The organism is Micromonospora sp. WMMD987 (assembly GCF_029581435.1).
GTDB classification, from domain to species: Bacteria; Actinomycetota; Actinomycetes; order Mycobacteriales; family Micromonosporaceae; genus Micromonospora; species Micromonospora rifamycinica.
In genome coordinates this window covers 5,155,731-5,171,838 of record NZ_CP120861.1, presented here as the reverse complement: position 1 = coordinate 5,171,838, position 16,108 = coordinate 5,155,731, and the positions used below count along the sequence as shown (strand labels likewise).

General features: G+C 74.2%; 13 protein-coding genes. 10 read left to right on the top strand and 3 right to left on the bottom strand.

The genetic code is table 11. From position 1 onward, the window contains the following. Positions 1-7: 7 nt before the first annotated feature. From O7612_RS21710 to O7612_RS21700, 3 genes are read right to left on the bottom strand one after another with little or no spacing between them, the layout of a single operon-like run. On the bottom strand, positions 8-691 hold the full coding sequence (locus O7612_RS21710; protein WP_282266947.1) for a VTT domain-containing protein: 684 nt from the start codon (positions 689-691) through the stop codon (positions 8-10). 36 nt (positions 692-727) lie between these two features. Further along, positions 728-1,450 (bottom strand): glutamine amidotransferase, encoded by a 723-nt coding sequence (locus O7612_RS21705; RefSeq protein WP_282266946.1) that lies wholly within the window; start codon positions 1,448-1,450, stop codon positions 728-730. Next, the gene (locus O7612_RS21700) at positions 1,440-2,687 is read right to left on the bottom strand and encodes a MurT ligase domain-containing protein (protein ID WP_282273992.1); all 1,248 of its coding nucleotides are present in this window, start codon (positions 2,685-2,687) and stop codon (positions 1,440-1,442) included. Before O7612_RS21700 ends, O7612_RS21705 begins: the two co-directional genes overlap by 11 nt. 354 nt (positions 2,688-3,041) lie before the next feature. On the opposite strand from O7612_RS21700, the gene mraZ reads away from it, so the two are divergent. From mraZ to murC, 10 genes are all read left to right on the top strand, one after another. Next, positions 3,042-3,473 (top strand): division/cell wall cluster transcriptional repressor MraZ, encoded by a 432-nt coding sequence (gene mraZ / locus O7612_RS21695; protein WP_282266945.1) that lies wholly within the window; start codon positions 3,042-3,044, stop codon positions 3,471-3,473. A gap of 210 nt (positions 3,474-3,683) precedes the next feature. Continuing rightward, positions 3,684-4,793, top strand: a complete 1,110-nt coding sequence (rsmH, locus tag O7612_RS21690; protein WP_282266944.1) for a 16S rRNA (cytosine(1402)-N(4))-methyltransferase RsmH — start codon at positions 3,684-3,686, stop codon at positions 4,791-4,793. Next, a complete protein-coding gene (locus O7612_RS21685; protein ID WP_282266943.1) occupies positions 4,790-5,392 on the top strand; it encodes a hypothetical protein in 603 nt (200 codons plus the stop codon). The genes rsmH and O7612_RS21685 overlap by 4 nt, the downstream gene beginning before the upstream one ends. 5 nt (positions 5,393-5,397) lie before the next feature. Continuing rightward, a complete protein-coding gene (locus O7612_RS21680) occupies positions 5,398-7,701 on the top strand; it encodes a penicillin-binding protein 2 (protein ID WP_282266942.1) in 2,304 nt (767 codons plus the stop codon). A gap of 52 nt (positions 7,702-7,753) precedes the next feature. Next, positions 7,754-9,316, top strand: coding sequence for a UDP-N-acetylmuramoyl-L-alanyl-D-glutamate--2,6-diaminopimelate ligase (locus O7612_RS21675; protein WP_282266941.1), 1,563 nt, complete (start codon positions 7,754-7,756; stop codon positions 9,314-9,316). After that, the gene (gene murF / locus O7612_RS21670) at positions 9,313-10,725 is read left to right on the top strand and encodes a UDP-N-acetylmuramoyl-tripeptide--D-alanyl-D-alanine ligase (RefSeq protein WP_282266940.1); all 1,413 of its coding nucleotides are present in this window, start codon (positions 9,313-9,315) and stop codon (positions 10,723-10,725) included. Before O7612_RS21675 ends, murF begins: the two co-directional genes overlap by 4 nt. Beyond that, entirely contained in the window at positions 10,722-11,858 is a 1,137-nt protein-coding gene (gene mraY, locus O7612_RS21665) for a phospho-N-acetylmuramoyl-pentapeptide-transferase (RefSeq protein WP_282266939.1), read from the top strand. The genes murF and mraY overlap by 4 nt, the downstream gene beginning before the upstream one ends. Before the next feature lie 276 nt (positions 11,859-12,134). Continuing rightward, the gene (locus O7612_RS21660; protein ID WP_282273991.1) at positions 12,135-13,541 is read left to right on the top strand and encodes a putative peptidoglycan glycosyltransferase FtsW; all 1,407 of its coding nucleotides are present in this window, start codon (positions 12,135-12,137) and stop codon (positions 13,539-13,541) included. Beyond that, the gene (gene murG / locus O7612_RS21655) at positions 13,541-14,647 is read left to right on the top strand and encodes an undecaprenyldiphospho-muramoylpentapeptide beta-N-acetylglucosaminyltransferase (protein WP_282266938.1); all 1,107 of its coding nucleotides are present in this window, start codon (positions 13,541-13,543) and stop codon (positions 14,645-14,647) included. Before O7612_RS21660 ends, murG begins: the two co-directional genes overlap by 1 nt. A 31-nt stretch (positions 14,648-14,678) precedes the next feature. After that, a complete protein-coding gene (murC, locus tag O7612_RS21650; RefSeq protein WP_282266937.1) occupies positions 14,679-16,097 on the top strand; it encodes a UDP-N-acetylmuramate--L-alanine ligase in 1,419 nt (472 codons plus the stop codon). Positions 16,098-16,108 lie beyond the last annotated feature (11 nt).

The window sequence follows — 16,108 nt, the reverse complement described above, 5'->3', positions numbered from 1 at the left end:
GTCGGGCTCAGCTCGGGTCGCGCCGACGGCGGCGTTCGGCCCGCCACCACTGGTACGCCAGCACCGCGCTGGCGATCAGTCCGAGGCTGGCCGGGGCGGCGGCGTACCAGTTGATGCTGCCGGGGGAACTGGCCGCCGCGCCGATGGCGGCGTAGCCGAAGGCGGTCGGGGCGGAGGCCAGCACGCTGCCGACCAGGAACGGCAGCACCCGCGCCCCGGTGGTGCCGTAGCCGTAGCTGACCAGGCCGAACCCGGCGACCGGCAGCATCCGTACGGTGATCACGCCCAGCACGCTCTGCCGGGCGAACCAGCCGTCGAGCCGGGCCAGCCGGCCGCGTACCCGCTCGGCGACGAACTCCCGCCCCAGCACCCGGCCGACGGCGAAGCCGAGCGCGGCGGCCAGCAGCGCCGCGCCGAGCGCGTACGCCGCCCCCTCCAGCGGGCCGAACACGGCCCCCGCCGCCAGCGTGACGAAGGTCCGGGGGACCAGCGCCACCAGCAGCAGCGCCCCGACGACGATCCCGGCGACCGGGGCGTACCCGCCGAGGGCGTCGGCCAGCCGGGGCAGCTCGCCGACGTCCGGCCGGGGCGCCACCAGCAGCAGCACCACGAACCCGGCCAGCATGACCAGCAGCAGGGCGAACCGACGTGCCGACGGCTGACCGAGCAGCCGCCGGACGGCGGGGATCACGGGCGGGCGGCGGGCGTCACGGGCGGGCGGCGGGTGTCACGGGCGGGCGGCGGCGGCCACCGCGGCGCGGCGCTCGGTGCGCAGCCGCTCGGGCCAGGTGTCGTCCAGCGGGGGGAGCTGGTGCGCGCCGGTGGCCCAGCGCAGCAGCAGGTCGGCCAGGGCCGGGTTGCGGGCCAGCGCCGGCCCGTGCGAATAGGTGCCCAGCAGCTTGCCCCGCCACGCGCCCTCGGTGACGCCGTCGTTGCCGACCCCGGCACTGACCCGGGCCAGCGGCGACACGCCGGGGCCGAGGTGGGTCCGGCCGCCGTGGTTCTCGAAGCCGGACAGCGCCGGCACCCCCAGCCTCGGGTCGATCTCGCCGGCCAGCTCGCCGACGGCCCGGGTCGGACCCCGGTCGGAGGAGAGGTCGAGCAGCTCCAGCCCGGCGCACCGGGTGCCCTTGGCGAAGAAGGAGGTGCCGAGGAGCTGGTAGCCGGCGCAGACGCCGAAGACCACCGAGCCCTGGGCGACGGCCCGGTGCAGGCCGCCGTCGGCGAGCAGCCGCTGCGCGCCGAGCGCCTGCGGGCCGTCCTCGCCGCCGCCGAGCAGGTAGATGTCGGCGGTGGCGGGCAGCCGCTGGTCGGAGCGGACCTCCAGCACCTCGACCGGCATCCCGCGCTGCTGCGCCCGGCGGGCCAGGATCAGCAGGTTGCCCCGGTCGCCGTAGGTGGAGAGCAGGTCGGGGTAGATCCAGACGATACGCAGGCTCTCAGTTGACACGGTCCAACTCCGCTCGGATGTCCTGGAAGGCGGTGTAGTTCGCGATGACCTCCAGCCGGCCCGGCGGGACCGCCCGGACCGCCTCGCCGAACGCCCGGACGTGCTGGAACGGCACCCCGTTGACGTCGAGCCGGACCGCCAGGTCGTACGCCCGGTCGCCGGTGATCAGCACCTGCCGGCCGCGCAGCGGGGCGAAGTCGACGTCGAACAGCCAGGAGGTGTCCAGCCCGTCGGGGTCGCGGGCGTTGATGGACAGCAGGGTGGGCGCCTCGTCGGCCATGTCGAACGCCTCCAGCCAGCTGGCCGGGTTCTTGGCCAGCAGCAGCCGGATGTTGCGGCCGTCCCGGTCGACCTGGGCGTACCGGCCGGCGACCGAGGTCACCGTGTGCAGCCGGGACACCGCGTCGACGGGGCGTACCCCGAACTCGGCGGCGACGGCCAGCGCGGTGGCCGCGTTGCCGAGGTTGACCTTGCCGGGGAGCTGGAGGGTCACCTTGTGCCAGGCCCCGGTGGGGTCGAGCACGCCGTCGTCCTCCACCGTCCACTGCGCCTCCGGGCGGCGCAGCGGGCAGCCGCTGCACCACCACTGCTCGCCGGAGCGCTGGATGGTGGAGCCGCACTCCGGGCAGACCCAGGAGTCGTCGTGCCAGCGCTGGCCGGCGCTGAACCAGGTGACGTGCGGCGGCCGGACGCCCCGCGCGGGGTCGGCCGGCGGGGTGGCCGCCCAGACCACCATCGGGTCGTCGGCGTTGGCGACCACCCGCACGTCGGTGTGCCGGACCAGCGCGGAACGCCAGAGCTGCGCCATCATGGCGACCTCCTTGGCCCGGTCGAGCTGGTCGCGGGAGAGGTTGAGCAGGGCCACCACGTGCGGCTCGGTGGCCTCCAGCACCTGCGCGAGGTAGTGCTCGTCGACCTCCAGCACCGCGTACGGGGTGCTGCCGGCCTTGGCCAGCGCCGAGGTGTGCCCGGTGGGCATGTTGGCGCCGAAGGAGTTGGTGGCGACCCGGCCGAGCACGCCGACGGCGGCGGCGCTGAGCCGGGTGGTGGTGGTCTTGCCGTTGGTGCCGGAGACCAGCGCGATGGCGCGTCCGGCCGAGAGGTGGGCCAGCAGGTCAGGGTCGATCTTCAACCCGATCCATCCACCGATCACCGAGCCGTCGCCCCGGCCGGCGGCGCGCGACAGCGCCGCGGCGGTCCGCGACACGGAGCTGGCCACCTTCGCCCGCAGGGGCATCTTCGCGTCCGTCACCCGAGCGAGGTTACCGGACCCCCGCGCCCGCCAGATCGCCGCCGACGGCGAACCGTTCGGTCGGGGTCGGCCGGGCGTCCGGTCGGCGTGGGCTCCACCGGACGGGGTCGATCGATGTCGGGTAGCGGACCCGGTCCGCCGACGGTCCACCCCTCCACTTCCCTCCACCGGCTCTGACGTGCGGTTTTGCCGGCGACAGCGACGCGCCGGCCGGGCGATTCTGGTTGCAGGTGGAGGGAAGTGGAGTAGAGTGGGGCGCATTGGTGAGGCCGGGAGGGCCCACCGGCCCGGGGGGTCAGCGGCGCCGCGAACGCCGCTCAGGGCGAGGGGGTTGGGCCGATGTTCCTCGGCACACACACCCCACGCCTGGACGAAAAGGGCCGGTTGATCCTTCCGGCCAAGTTCCGGGACGAGTTGGCGGGGGGTGTCGTGATCACCAAGGGACAGGATCGCTGTCTCTACGTCTTCCCCACGCCCGAGTTCCAGCGGATCGCCGACCAGTTGCGTGCGCAGCCGATGACGAACAAGGCGGCCCGGGCCTACAGCCGGGTCTTCTTCGCCAGTGCGCACGACGAGGTCCCCGACAAGCAGGGCCGGGTCACCATCCCGTCCCACCTGCGGTCCTACGCCGCACTTGACCGGGACCTGGTGGTGATCGGGGCGTCCACCCGGGTGGAGATCTGGGACCGGACGGCCTGGGAGAGCTACCTCGCCGAGAGCGAAGACGACTTCGCCGACATCGAGGAGGGGGTGCTGCCCGGCGGTCTGTAGGGCGTGGCGACGCCCGACGTACTGCGAGATCTCCAGCCGCTTTCGAGTTCCTGGCGCCCCTTCCCCGGTGCCAGGGGCACGATCTCCACCCCGGGTCGACCGACCCGGAGCCGGAGCGGGAGCGGATGGGGATCTGGCGGTACGACGGCACGGCGTCGTCCGACGGCAGAGCGCGACACGACGAACAGGTATTCCACAGTGGGGGTCGACATGGGGGAGCTACGCGGCACGCACGTGCCGGTGCTGCTCGAGCGGTGTCTCGAGCTGCTGGCCCCCGCGCTGGACCGGGGCGGCCGGACGGTGCACGTCGATGCCACGCTGGGCCTGGCCGGGCACGCCGAGGCGGTGCTGGAGCGACACCCGCACACGGTGCTGATCGGCCTGGACCGGGACACCGAGGCCCTGGCGCACGCCCGGGTCCGGCTGGCCCGGTTCGCCGACCGGATCCACCTCGAGCACGCCGTCTACGACGAGTTGCCCGAGGTGGTGGCCCGGCTGGGCTATCCGGGCATCGACGGGGTGCTGTTCGACCTGGGCGTCTCCTCGTTGCAGCTCGACGCGCCCGACCGCGGGTTCGCCTATGCCCAGGACGCGCCGCTGGACATGCGGATGGACCAGACCCGGGGGGTGACCGCCGAGGAGGTGGTCAACACCTACTCCCACCCGGACCTGGCCCGGGTGCTGCGGGTCTACGGCGAGGAGAAGTTCGCCGGCCGGATCGCCTCGGCGATCCTGCGGGAGCGGGAGCAGGGGCGGATCACCTCCTCGGCCCGGCTCGCCGAGCTGGTCAGAGAGAGCATTCCGGCACCAGCACGACGAACCGGGGGACACCCGGCCAAGAGAACGTTTCAGGCTTTAAGGATCGAGGTAAACAGGGAGCTGGCAGTGCTGGAGGCGGCGCTGCCGGCTGCCCTCGACACGCTCGTCGTGGGTGGCCGCATGGTGGTCCTGTCCTACCACTCGTTGGAGGACCGGCTCACCAAGCAGGCGCTCGCTGACCGGGTCCGCAGCAAGGGCCCGGTCGACCTCCCGGTGGAACTACCCGGGTCGGGTCCGACGTTCCGGCTGCTCAGTCGGGGTGCCGAACTCGCCGGGGAGGAGGAGGTCACCGCGAACCCGCGGGCCGCTTCGGTGCGGTTGCGGGCCGCGGAGCGACTCGACCCGGCCACCGGGGCGTCGGGGCGGACCGACCGCGAACGGTCCCGCCGACGGGTCAGGGCGATGCACCAACCGGGAACGGGGTCGACACCGGGTTCCACAGTGGACCAGGTGGCGACGTCAGGGGACGGCAGGACGGACGAACAGGGGGAGGGGACATGAACGTCAACAAGCGTGACGGCCGCGACGCGGTCGTCGGGCAGCGCGCACCGCGGTCGGGGGGCCGGACCACGGCGCAGCGCACGGCCCGTACCACGACGCCGGCGGACCTCGCTGGTCGACAGGGGGAGGCTCGCCGGGGGGCGCGCGAGTTCCCCACCCAGGGCAGCGCCGCGCTGCGACCGGCCGAGCAGCCGGCCACCCGGACCAGCACCACCGGCACCGGGTCGCCCCGGCTGCGGGTGGCGCCGCCGCCGCCGGTCCGGGTGCCCCGGGCGCCGTTCGCGGCGCTGATCGTGGTGCTCGTGGTCGGCGGGGTGCTGGGCATCCTCGCGGTCAACACGAAGATCAACGAGAACGCCTTCAAGCTCCAGCAGCTCCAGCAGCAGCAGGCCCGGCTCGACGTCGACCAGCAGCAGTTGGAGAAGCAGATCGAGGAGGCCAAGGAGCCGGGCAACCTGACCGCCCGGGCCCGCAAGCTGGGTCTGGTGGAGGCCGGTGAGCCGGCGTACATCCGGCTGCCGGACGGTCGGCTGATCGGTGTGCCGCAGCCGGCCGACGGGCAGCCGGCGATCACCAGCCAGCAGGGCGACGGGGGGTAGCACCCGTGCCACCGCGATCGGACGAACCGCGCCGGGACGCCACGGGCTCCCGGCGCGGTGCGGTTCGTGGCGGGACCGGCCGCAGCGGCGAGCCGCGTGCTGGGCAGTCCCGCAGCGGCGAGCCGCGTGCCGGACAGCCGCGCAGCGGCGAGCCACGACCGGGCGAGCCCCGGGACGGCGACGCCGGCGGGATCTCCGACGCGCGGGCGTACACCCCACGGGGCCGCACCATCCGGGAGAGCAGCGAGGACCGGGGTGGACAGCGGCGTACCCCGCGCGCCGGCCGCTCCGGCGACCCGTTCCGCCCCGCCCTCCAGGTGCTCGACGGCGGTCGGGCCGCCGCCAACCGGGCCAGCCGCCGGCAGGCCGCGCCGACCGGTCGTACCGGCGTCATCCGCACCGTGCCACCGCGCGTCGCGCCCGACGACGACGAGTTCGCCGAGCCGCCCACCCCGCGCCGGCGGCCCGGTCGCGGCGCCCCGCGCCGGGGGGACGCGCCCGGTCGCGGCGCCCCGCGCCGCACCGAGACACCCCGCCGTACCGACCGGCCGGCCGGTCGGCGGCCGGTGCGCAAGCCGCGCCGCCCGCCGAAGCTCGCCGAGCCGCGTCGCCGGTTGCGGCTGGGCACCGTGCTGGTGTTGGCGGTCTTCGCGGTCATCGGCATCCGGCTGGTCGTCCTGCAGGCCGTGGACACCCCGGCGTACGCCGGGGGCGGCGTCGACAACCGGCTCACCCGGATCGACCTGCCCGCCCCACGCGGCTCGATCCAGGACCGCACCGGCGCCCCGCTGGCCCGCAGCGTCGAGGCGCGGTACGTCTTCGCCGACCCGACCATGGTCAAGGACCGTACCGAGACCGCGAAGCTGCTCTCCCCGCTACTCGGCATCCCGGTCTCCGAACTGGCCGACAAGATGAAGCGCAAGGGCAAGCTCCAGTTCCGCTACCTGGCCCGGGGCGTTGACATCGCGCAGGCCAAGCAGATCGAGGCGCTCGACCTGGCCGGCATCGGCACCCACCGCGACGAACGCCGCGAGGTGCCCGGCGGTGACCTGGCCGCCAACCTGGTCGGCTTCACCAGCCAGGACATGGACGGCCTGGAGGGCCTGGAGGCCCGCTACGACGACCTGCTGCGCGGCCAGGACGGCCGGCGGGTGTACGAGGCGGGGCTGGGCGACCTCAACGCCCCCATCCCCGGCGGCTACAGCCAGACCACCGCCCCGAAGCCGGGCAGCTCACTGGTGCTCACCATCGACCGGGACCTCCAGTTCCAGGTGCAGCAGATCCTCAGCCGGCAGATGGCCCAGACCCGGGGCGCGATCGGCGCGGCGGTGGTGCTCGACGTCAAGACCGGTGACGTGCTGGCCCAGGCCAGCAACCCGACCTACAACGCGGCCTCGCCGGAGCAGAGCCGACCCACCGACCGGGAGGACGCGGCCACCAGCTTCGTGGTCGATCCGGGCTCGGTGCACAAGGCGATCACCTACGGCGCGGCGTTGCAGGAGGGCGTCATCACCCCGGACAGCGCCTGGCCGGTGGCGAACAGCATCACCCGGGGCGGCGTGACCTTCCGCGACACCCATCCGGCCGACGGCAAGAAGCTCAGCGTGGCCGGCATGCTGGCGTACTCGTCCAACGTCGGCACCATCGAGATCGGCGACCGGCTCGGCCCGGACCGGCTGATCGACTACCAGAAGCGCTTCGGGTTGGGGCAGCCCACCGGCGAGGGGATGCCCGGCGAGGCGTCCGGGCGGCTGCTCCCGGCCACGCAGTGGAGCGGCTCGTCGTACGGGTCGGTGCCGATCGGGCACAGCGTGGACACCACCCCGTTGCAGATGGCCGCCGCGTACGCCGCCATCGCCAACGACGGCACCTACGTCCAGCCCCATCTGATCAAGGAGGTGGTCGGGGCGGACGGCAGGCGCACCCCGTCCGCCGCCCCGGTCACCCGCTCGGTGCTCAGTCCGCAGAACGCGGCCGCCCTGCGTACCCTGCTGGAGGCGGTGACCACGGTCGACGGCGCGACCGGCCTGGCCGCCGCGGTGCCCGGCTACCGGGTCGCCGGCAAGACCGGCACCGGGCTGCGCTACCTCGACGGCAAGGAGCAGCCCGGCGAGGTCGGCTCGTTCATCGGGATGGCGCCCGCCGAGGCGCCCCGGTACGTGGTGGCGGTCTTCGTGTGGAACCCCGAGGGCGGTGGCGGCGCGGTCGTCGCCCCGGCGTTCCGCGAGATGATGGGCTTCACCCTGCGCCACTACCGGGTTCCGCCGTCGCGCGGGAAATCCCCCAACTTCGAGGTCTTTCCGCGCTGACCGGGAACGGCGGGACATCATCGGTGAGTGCCGACGAACCACCGGGGCGGCTGTGCGGCCGGAACCGGACGACCGGGTAGGGTCTGACGCCGTGCCCGGCAATCCACGCCCCCGTACCGTGCCCGGAGTCCGGCTCGGCGACCTCGCCGCCCGGCTCGCCGTAGCGCCGCCGGCCGACGCCGCCGAGCTGGTCGTGACCGGGGTGACCCACGCCAGCCAGGAGGTCCGCCCCGGCGACCTGTACGCCGCCCTGCCCGGCGCCCGCCGGCACGGCGCGGAGTTCGCCGCCGGTGCCGCCACGGCCGGCGCGGTGGCCGTGCTGACCGACCCGACCGGCGCGACGGCGGCCGGCGCGACCGGGCTGCCCGTCCTGGTGACGCCCGATCCCCGGGCCGTGCTGGGCGAGCTGGCCGCCGCGGTCTACGGCGACCCGACCGACGGACTCACCGTGATCGGGGTGACCGGCACCGCCGGTAAGACCTCGACGGCCTACCTGATCGAGTCCGGGCTGCGCGCCGCCGGTCACGTCACCGGCCTGATCGGCACCGTGGAGACCCGCCTCGGCGACCTGGTGATCGACAGCGTGCGGACCACCCCGGAGGCCACCGACCTGCACGCCCTGCTCGCCGCCGCGCGGGAACGCGGGGTGACCGCGGTGGTCATGGAGGTGTCCAGCCACGCCCTGGCGATGGGGCGGGTCGGCGGGGTCCGGTTCGCCGTCGGCGGCTACACCAACTTCGGCTCCGACCACCTCGACTTCCACGCCGACTCGGCCGACTACTTCGCGGCGAAGGCGAAGCTGTTCGACGGGCGGTGCCGGGTCGAGGTGCTCAACCACGACGACCCGGCGCTGCGCCCGCTGTTCCGCCCGGCCACGGTCAGCTACTCGGCGGCCGGCGACCCGACCGCCACCTGGTGGGCCGACCGGGTCGGTGGCGAGGGCTACGCCCAGCGGTTCACCGCGCACGGCCCGGACGGCCTGGAGCTGTCCGCCGGGGTGGCGCTGCCCGGCCGGCACAACGTGGCCAACGCGCTGCTCGCCGTGGCCAGCCTGGTCGCCACCGGGGTGGACCCGGCGACCGCCGTCGCCGGGGTGGCCGCCTGCGGCGGGGTGCCCGGCCGGCTGGAGCTGGTCAGCGGGGACGCCCCGGTGCGCGGGGTGGTCGACTACGCGCACAAGACCGACGCCGTGGTGGCCGCCCTGGCCGCGCTGCGCGGCACCGGCACCGGCCGGCTGATCTGCGTCATCGGCGCCGGTGGCGACCGGGACCGGGGCAAGCGGCCGGTGATGGGCGCCGCCGCCGCCCGGGGTGCCGACGTGGTGCTGGTGACCGACGACAACCCGCGTACCGAGGACCCGGCGGCGATCCGGGCCGAGGTGCTGGCCGGGGCGTACGCCGCCGAGGCCGCCGCCCGGATCGTCGAGGTGCCGGGCCGGCGGGAGGCGATCGCCGAGGCGGTCCGGCTGGCCGGGCCGGGGGACGTGGTGGCGCTGCTCGGCAAGGGGCACGAACGCGGCCAGGAGATCGCCGGCGAGGTGCACCCGTTCGACGACCGCACCGAGCTGGCGGAGGCGCTGCGCGTCCGCTTCGGCGACCTGGCGGGTCGACGGTGATCCCGCTGAGCCTGGCCGAGGTGGCCTCGGCGGTGGGTGGCCGGCTGCACGCCGCCGACCCGGACACCCGGGTCACCGGCCCGGTCGAGTTCGACTCCCGCAAGGTCGTCGCGGGTGCGGTCTTCGTCGCGTTCCCCGGCGAGCGGGTCGACGGGCACGACTACGCCGCCGGTGCGGTCGCTGCCGGTGCGGTGGCGGTGCTCGGCACCCGGGAGCTGCCCGGGGTGCCGATGGTGCTGGTGGACGACGCGCTGGCCGCGCTGGGCCGGCTGGCCCGGGCCGTGGTGGACCGGCTGCCGGGGCTCACCGTGATCGGGCTGACCGGATCCTCGGGCAAGACCACCACCAAGGACCTGATCGCCCAGCTCGCCGTGCGGCTCGGCCCGACGGTGGCCCCGCCCGGGTCGTTCAACAACGAGCTGGGGCACCCGTACACCGCCCTGCAGGCCACCGCGCAGACCCGGTACCTGGTGATGGAGAAGGGGGCGCGCGGCGTCGGGCACGTCCGCTACCTCTGCGACGTGGTGCCGCCGCGGATCTCGGTGGTGCTCAACGTCGGGGTGGCGCACCTGGGCGAGTTCGGCTCGGTGGAGAACATCGCCCTGGCCAAGGGGGAGCTGGTGGAGGCGCTGCCGGCCGACGGGCTGGCGGTGCTCAACGCCGACGACCCGCTGGTCGCGGCGATGGCGTCGCGCACCGCCGCCCGGGTGGTCCGCTACGGCGAGTCGGCCGAGGCCGACGTGCGCGCGGTGGACGTGACCCTGGACGGGCGGGGACGGCCGGCGTACACCCTGGTGACCCCGGAGGGGACCGCCCCGGTACGGCTCGGCCTGACCGGCCGGCACCAGGTCTCCAACTCACTGGCCGCGGCGGCGGTCGCCCGGGAGCTGGGCATGCCGCTGACCGAGCTGGCGGCGGCCCTGGGTGACCTGGGGCTGGTCTCCACCCGCCGGATGGACGTCTTCACCCGTCCGGACGGGGTGACCGTGATCGACGACTCGTACAACGCCAACCCGGCCTCGACGGCGGTGGCGCTGCGGGCGCTGGCCGGGATGCACCGGGGCGGGCGGACGTTCGCCGCGCTGGGCTACATGGCCGAGTTGGGCGAGTACGAGGACGAGGGGCACCGGGAGGTCGGCCGGCTCGCGGCCGAACTCGGTGTCGACCGGCTGCTCGTGGTGGGTGAGCCGGCCGCGCCGATCCACGAGGGCGCGACAGCGGTAAGTGACTGGGGAGGAGGGTCGGTGCTGCTCACCGATCAGGCGGCGGCCGTCGAGGTGCTGCGCAGCGAGCTACGACCGGGCGACGTCGTCCTGGTGAAGGGCTCCCGGTACCGCACCTGGGAGGTGGCCGACGCGCTGCGGGCCGACGGCGAGGGTGACGGGGCCGGCGCGGGGGGTGCCGCGTGAGGGCGGTCATCGTCGCCATCGGGGTGGCGTTCCTGGTGTCGCTGCTGGCCACCCCGCTGGCGATCAGGGTGTTCGCCCGGCTCAAGGCCGGCCAGCCGATCCGGTCGAACCTCGGGCTGGCCAGCAACGAGGGCAAGAAGGGCACGCCGACGATGGGCGGCGTGGTCTTCATCCTGGCCACGGTGATCGCCTACGTGGCCGGTCACCTCGCCCTGACCACCCTGCCGGACGCGCAGATCGCCCAGGTCGAGCCGACCATCACCGCCCTGGTGCTGCTGGGGCTGATGGTCTTCTCCGGCGCGGTCGGCTTCATCGACGACTTCCTCAAGGTGCGCAAGCGGCACAGCGGCGGGCTCAACAAGCGCGGCAAGCTGTTCGGGCAGATCCTGGTGGGCGCGGTCTTCGGGGTGGTCGCGCTGTACTTCCCGAGCAGCATGACCGACGCCAGCGGCGCGACGACCAACACCGAGACGGTGGGCAGCACCACGCTGAGCTTCATCCGGGACATCCCGGCCCTGGAGATCGGCAAGGTCGCCTCGGTGATCGTGATCATCATGGTGGTGATGGCGGCGACCAACGGGGTCAACCTCACCGACGGGCTGGACGGGCTGGCCACCGGTGCCTCGGTGATGGTGCTGGCCGCGTACGCGCTGATCGCGTTCTGGCAGTACCGGCACTGGTGCGCCGACCCGACGTACACCGCCAACCCGGACAACTACTGCTACGCCGTCCGGGATCCGCTGGAGATCGCGCTGATCGCCGGGGCGGCGGCCGGGGCCTGCGTGGGCTTCCTGTGGTGGAACACCTCGCCGGCCCGGATCTTCATGGGCGACACCGGCGCGCTGGGCCTCGGTGGGCTGATCGCCGGGATGGCGATGTCCACCCGGACGGTGCTGCTGCTGCCCATCCTCGGCGGGCTCTTCGTGATCATCACGATGTCCGTGGTGATCCAGATCATCTCGTTCCGCACCACCGGCAAGCGGGTGTTCCGGATGTCGCCGTTGCAGCACCACTTCGAGTTGGCCGGCTGGAGCGAGGTCAACATCGTGGTCCGGTTCTGGATCATCGCGGGGATCGGGGTGGCCATCGCGCTGGGCCTGTTCTACAGCGACTTCCTGGCCAGCATGGGCTGACCCGGCCACCGGGGCGGTCCCGGCGACGGGTCACCGCCCCGGCCCCGGACGGGTTTCGCCTACCCGAGGGACACCCGCTCCGCATTTCGACACGCCGACCGGCACGAACGGCCGGAACCAGCCGCCCGCAGCGGCGATGATGGGCGGGTGGGGGAGGACCGAGGCACCAGCACCAGCACCGGCACGACGACCCAGACCCAGCCACGGCGGGTAGCGGGCTCGGGGCGTACCACCGACCCGCCCGGCGCGCTGGCCGGGCTGGGACCGGCCGGCGGCCTGGCGGCGCTGCGCGGCCTGTTGGCCCGCCCGCTGGCCTCCTACTACCTGCTGCTGTCCAGCGCCGGCCTGCTGCTGCTGATCGGCCTGACGATGGTCTTCTCGGCCACCAGCGTGCGCGACTACGCCGAGGCCGGCGACGCCGCCGCCTCGGTGACCAAGCAGGCGATCTTCGCGGTGATCGGCATCGTCGCCTTCTGGGCCTGCCAGCGCCTGCCGGCCAGCACCTTCCGTTCGCTGGGCCGACCCCTGCTCGGGGCCGCGGTGGTGCTGCTGCTGGTGCTCAACCTGCTGGTCGCCCTGAACGCCCTGTTCGGGCTGACGTCCCTCGGGCCGCTGCGGGCCAACCTGCTCTGGCTCTATCTCGGGCCGATCCAGGTGCAGCCCGCCGAGCTGGCCAAGCTCGCGCTGGTGCTGTGGGGGGCGCACGTGATCGCCCGCAAGGGGGCCGCGCTGGGCTGGTGGAAGGAACTGGCCACCCCGCTGTTCCCGGTGGTCGGCCTGCTCTTCGTCCTGGTCGGCTACAACGACCTGGGCAGCATGCTCTGTCTGCTGGCCATCGTGGTCGGGCTGCTCTGGGCCGCCGGGGTGCGGTTGCGGGTCTTCGCCGCGCTCTCCGCGGTCGGCCTGGCCGGCATCGGCCTGCTGGTCGCGGTGGCCTCGCTCGGCGCCGGATCCGGGGCGCGCGGCCAGGAGAACTACCGGCTGGCCCGGCTCACCTCGTTCCTCGACACGCCCGACCCGGCCAAGTGCGTCGAGGACTCCTGCTGGCAGATGGTGCAGGCGCGCAACGCCATCGAGCACGGCGGCTGGTTCGGCGTCGGGCTGGGCAAGAGCAGCGTCAAGTTCGGCTGGCTGCCGGCCGCCCACAACGACTTCATCTTCGCCGTCATCGCCGAGGAACTGGGCGTGGTCGGCTGCACCGTCATCCTGGTGCTCTTCGCCGTGCTCGCCTACACCGGCCTGCGGATCGCCCGCCGGGTCGCCGACCCGTTCCGCCGGCTCGCCGCCACCGCCGTCACCGCCTGGCTGGTCGGCCAGGCGGTGATCAACATCGGCGGGGTGACCAAGCTGCTGCCGCTGACCGGGGTGCCGCTGCCGTTCATCTCCGACGGCGGCAGCGCGCTGGTCGTGACCCTGGCGGCGGTCGGCATGCTCGCCTCCTTCGCCCGCGCCGAACCCGACGCGGCCCGGGCCCTGCACGCCCGTCCGCCCGCCCGATGGGTCCGACTACTCTGGGCCCCGTTGCCGCCGCTTCCCGGCGCGCGGAGCCGACCGGCGCCGCCGTCGGCTGCCCCGGGGTCCGTACCCCGGGCGCGCGGGCGGCGACCCGACGATCAGGCCGTACCGCGCGGCGTCCGGCAGGACCGGACCCGGGGCGGGACGGCGAGCGAGAGGAGACGCTGATGGGTCCGCTGCGTTCGGTGGTGCTCTGTGGAGGGGGCACCGGTGGGCACATCTACCCGCTGCTCGCCTTCGCCGACTGCCTGCGCCGACACGACCCGGGCGTCCGGATCACCTGCCTCGGCACGCCGAAGGGCCTGGAGAACGAGCTGATCCCGCCGGCCGGCTACGACCTGCGGCAGATCCCGGCCTACCAGTTGCCCCGCTCGGTCAACATGGGCCTGGTCCGCACCCCGGACCGGATGTGGAAGGCGGCCCGCGCCGCCGGCAAGGTGATCGACGAGGTCGCCGCCGACGTGGTCGTCGGCTTCGGCGGGTACGTCTCGGTGCCCGGCTACCTGGCCGCCTGGCGGCGGGAGATGCCGATCGTCATCCACGAGGTCAACGTCCCGCCGGGGGTGGCCAACCGGCTGGGCATGAAGTTCACCAGGAACATCGCCGTCGGTTTCCCGCACCAGCCGGCCCAGGCCGAGGCGCTGCGCGACGCCCGGGTGGTCGGGGTGCCGCTGCGCCGGGGCATCGCCGGGCTGGACCGCAACGCGATGCGCGCCGCCGCCCGCGCCCACTTCGGGCTCCGCCCCGACCTGCCGGTGCTCTTCGTCGCCGGCGGTTCGCAGGGGGCCCGGTCGATCAACCTGGCGGTCTCCGGCGCGGCCAAGGAACTGGCCCGCAACGGGGTGCAGGTGCTGCACGTGATGGGTGCCCGCAACGAGCCGGTGCCGATCCCCACCGACCTGCCGGTGCCGTACGTGGCGCTGCCCTACCTGTCCGAGATGGAGCTGGGCTACGCCGCCGCCGACCTGATGCTGGCCCGGGGCGGGGCGATGACCTGCGCCGAGGTGGCCGCCATCGGGCTGCCCACCATCTACGTGCCGTATCCGCACTCCAACCAGGAGCAGAAGCGCAACGCGCTGCCCGTGGTGGAGGCCGGCGGCGGGCTGCTCGTCGACGACGCCGAGCTGACCCCGGCCTGGCTGGAGCGCACCGTGCTGCCCCTGCTGCGCGACCCGCAGCGGCTCTACGCGATGGGTGCCGCCGCCGCCGCGTACGGCCGCCGTGACGGCGACGTGGCCCTGCTCAACTTCGTCTACGAGGCGGTGGCCCGGTGAGCCGGCCCACCGCGACGGGAAGGTACCTGGCATGAACACCGCGCAGTTCACCCCGGCCGGCACGCTCACCGCGGAGGACCTGGGCCGGATCCACCTGATCGGGGTGGGCGGGGTCGGGATGAGCGGCCTGGCCCGGCTCTTCCTCACCCGGGGCCTGCCGGTCTCCGGCAGCGAACTGCGCGAGTGGCCGTCGCTGGCCGGGATGCGGGCGCTGGGCGGCACCATCCACATGAGCCACGAGGCGGCCAACCTCGACGGGGTGGACACCGTGGTCTACTCCTCGGCGATCCCGCAGGACCACCTGGAGATGGTGGAGGCACGGCGGCGCGGGCTGCGGGTGCTGCACCGCTCCGAGGCGCTGGCGGCGGCGATGACCGGCCGACGGACGGTGGCGGTGGCCGGTACGCACGGCAAGACCACCACCACCTCGATGGTGACCATGGTGCTCCAGCAGGCCGGGGTCGACCCGTCCTTCGTGATCGGCGGGGAGATCTCCGAGGTCGGCTCCGGGGCGCACCACGGCACCGGCGAGCACTTCGTGGTCGAGGCGGACGAGAGCGACCGGTCGTTCCTGATCTACCGCCCGTTCGTCTCGATCATCACCAACGTCGAGGCCGACCACCTGAACACCTACGGCGACCTGGCGAGCCTGGAGGCGGCGTTCGCCGAGTTCGCCCGGCTCACCGACCCGGCCGGGTTCGTGATCACCTGCGCCGACGATCCGGGCGGCCGGCGGCTGGCCGAGACGCTGCGCGCCGAGGGCCGGCGGGTCTGGACGTACGGCGAGGCGGCCGACGCCGACCTGCGGCTGTCCGAGATGGCCTCGTCCGCCCAGGGGGTCCGGTACCTGGCGGCGCTCGACGGCCGTTCGCTGGGCGAGATCCGGTTGCCGGTGCCCGGCCGGCACATGGGGCTCAACAGCGCCTCGGCGGTGCTCGCCGCCCACCTGCTCGGCCTGCCGGTGGCGGCGGCGGAGGCGGCGCTGGCCGCCTTCCCGGGGGTGCGCCGGCGCTTCGAACGCAAGGGCGTCGCCGACGGCGTGCTGGTCTACGACGAGTACGCCTACCACCCGACCTCGATGACGCTGGCCCTGCGGACGCTGCGCGAGGTGGCCGGTGACGGCCGGCTGATCGTGGTCTTCCAGCCCTACCGGCTCTACCGCACCCGGGACCTCCAGGCGGAGATCGCCGCCGCCCTGGCGATCGCCGACGAGCTGGTGCTGCTGGAGGTCTTCGGCCCGGGTGAGGTGCGCCAGCCGGGTGAGGGATCGGCGGCGTTGCTGGCGGCGGTGCCGCTCGACGACGCGCACAAGGTCTTCGTGGACTCGCTCGACGACGCGCCGGTGGAGGTGGCCCGCCGGGCCCGCCCCGGCGACGTGGTGGTGACGATGGGCGCTCCGCCGATCTCGCTGCTGGGCGATCAGCTGCTCGACGCGTTGACGGCACGATGATCCGGTGGTTC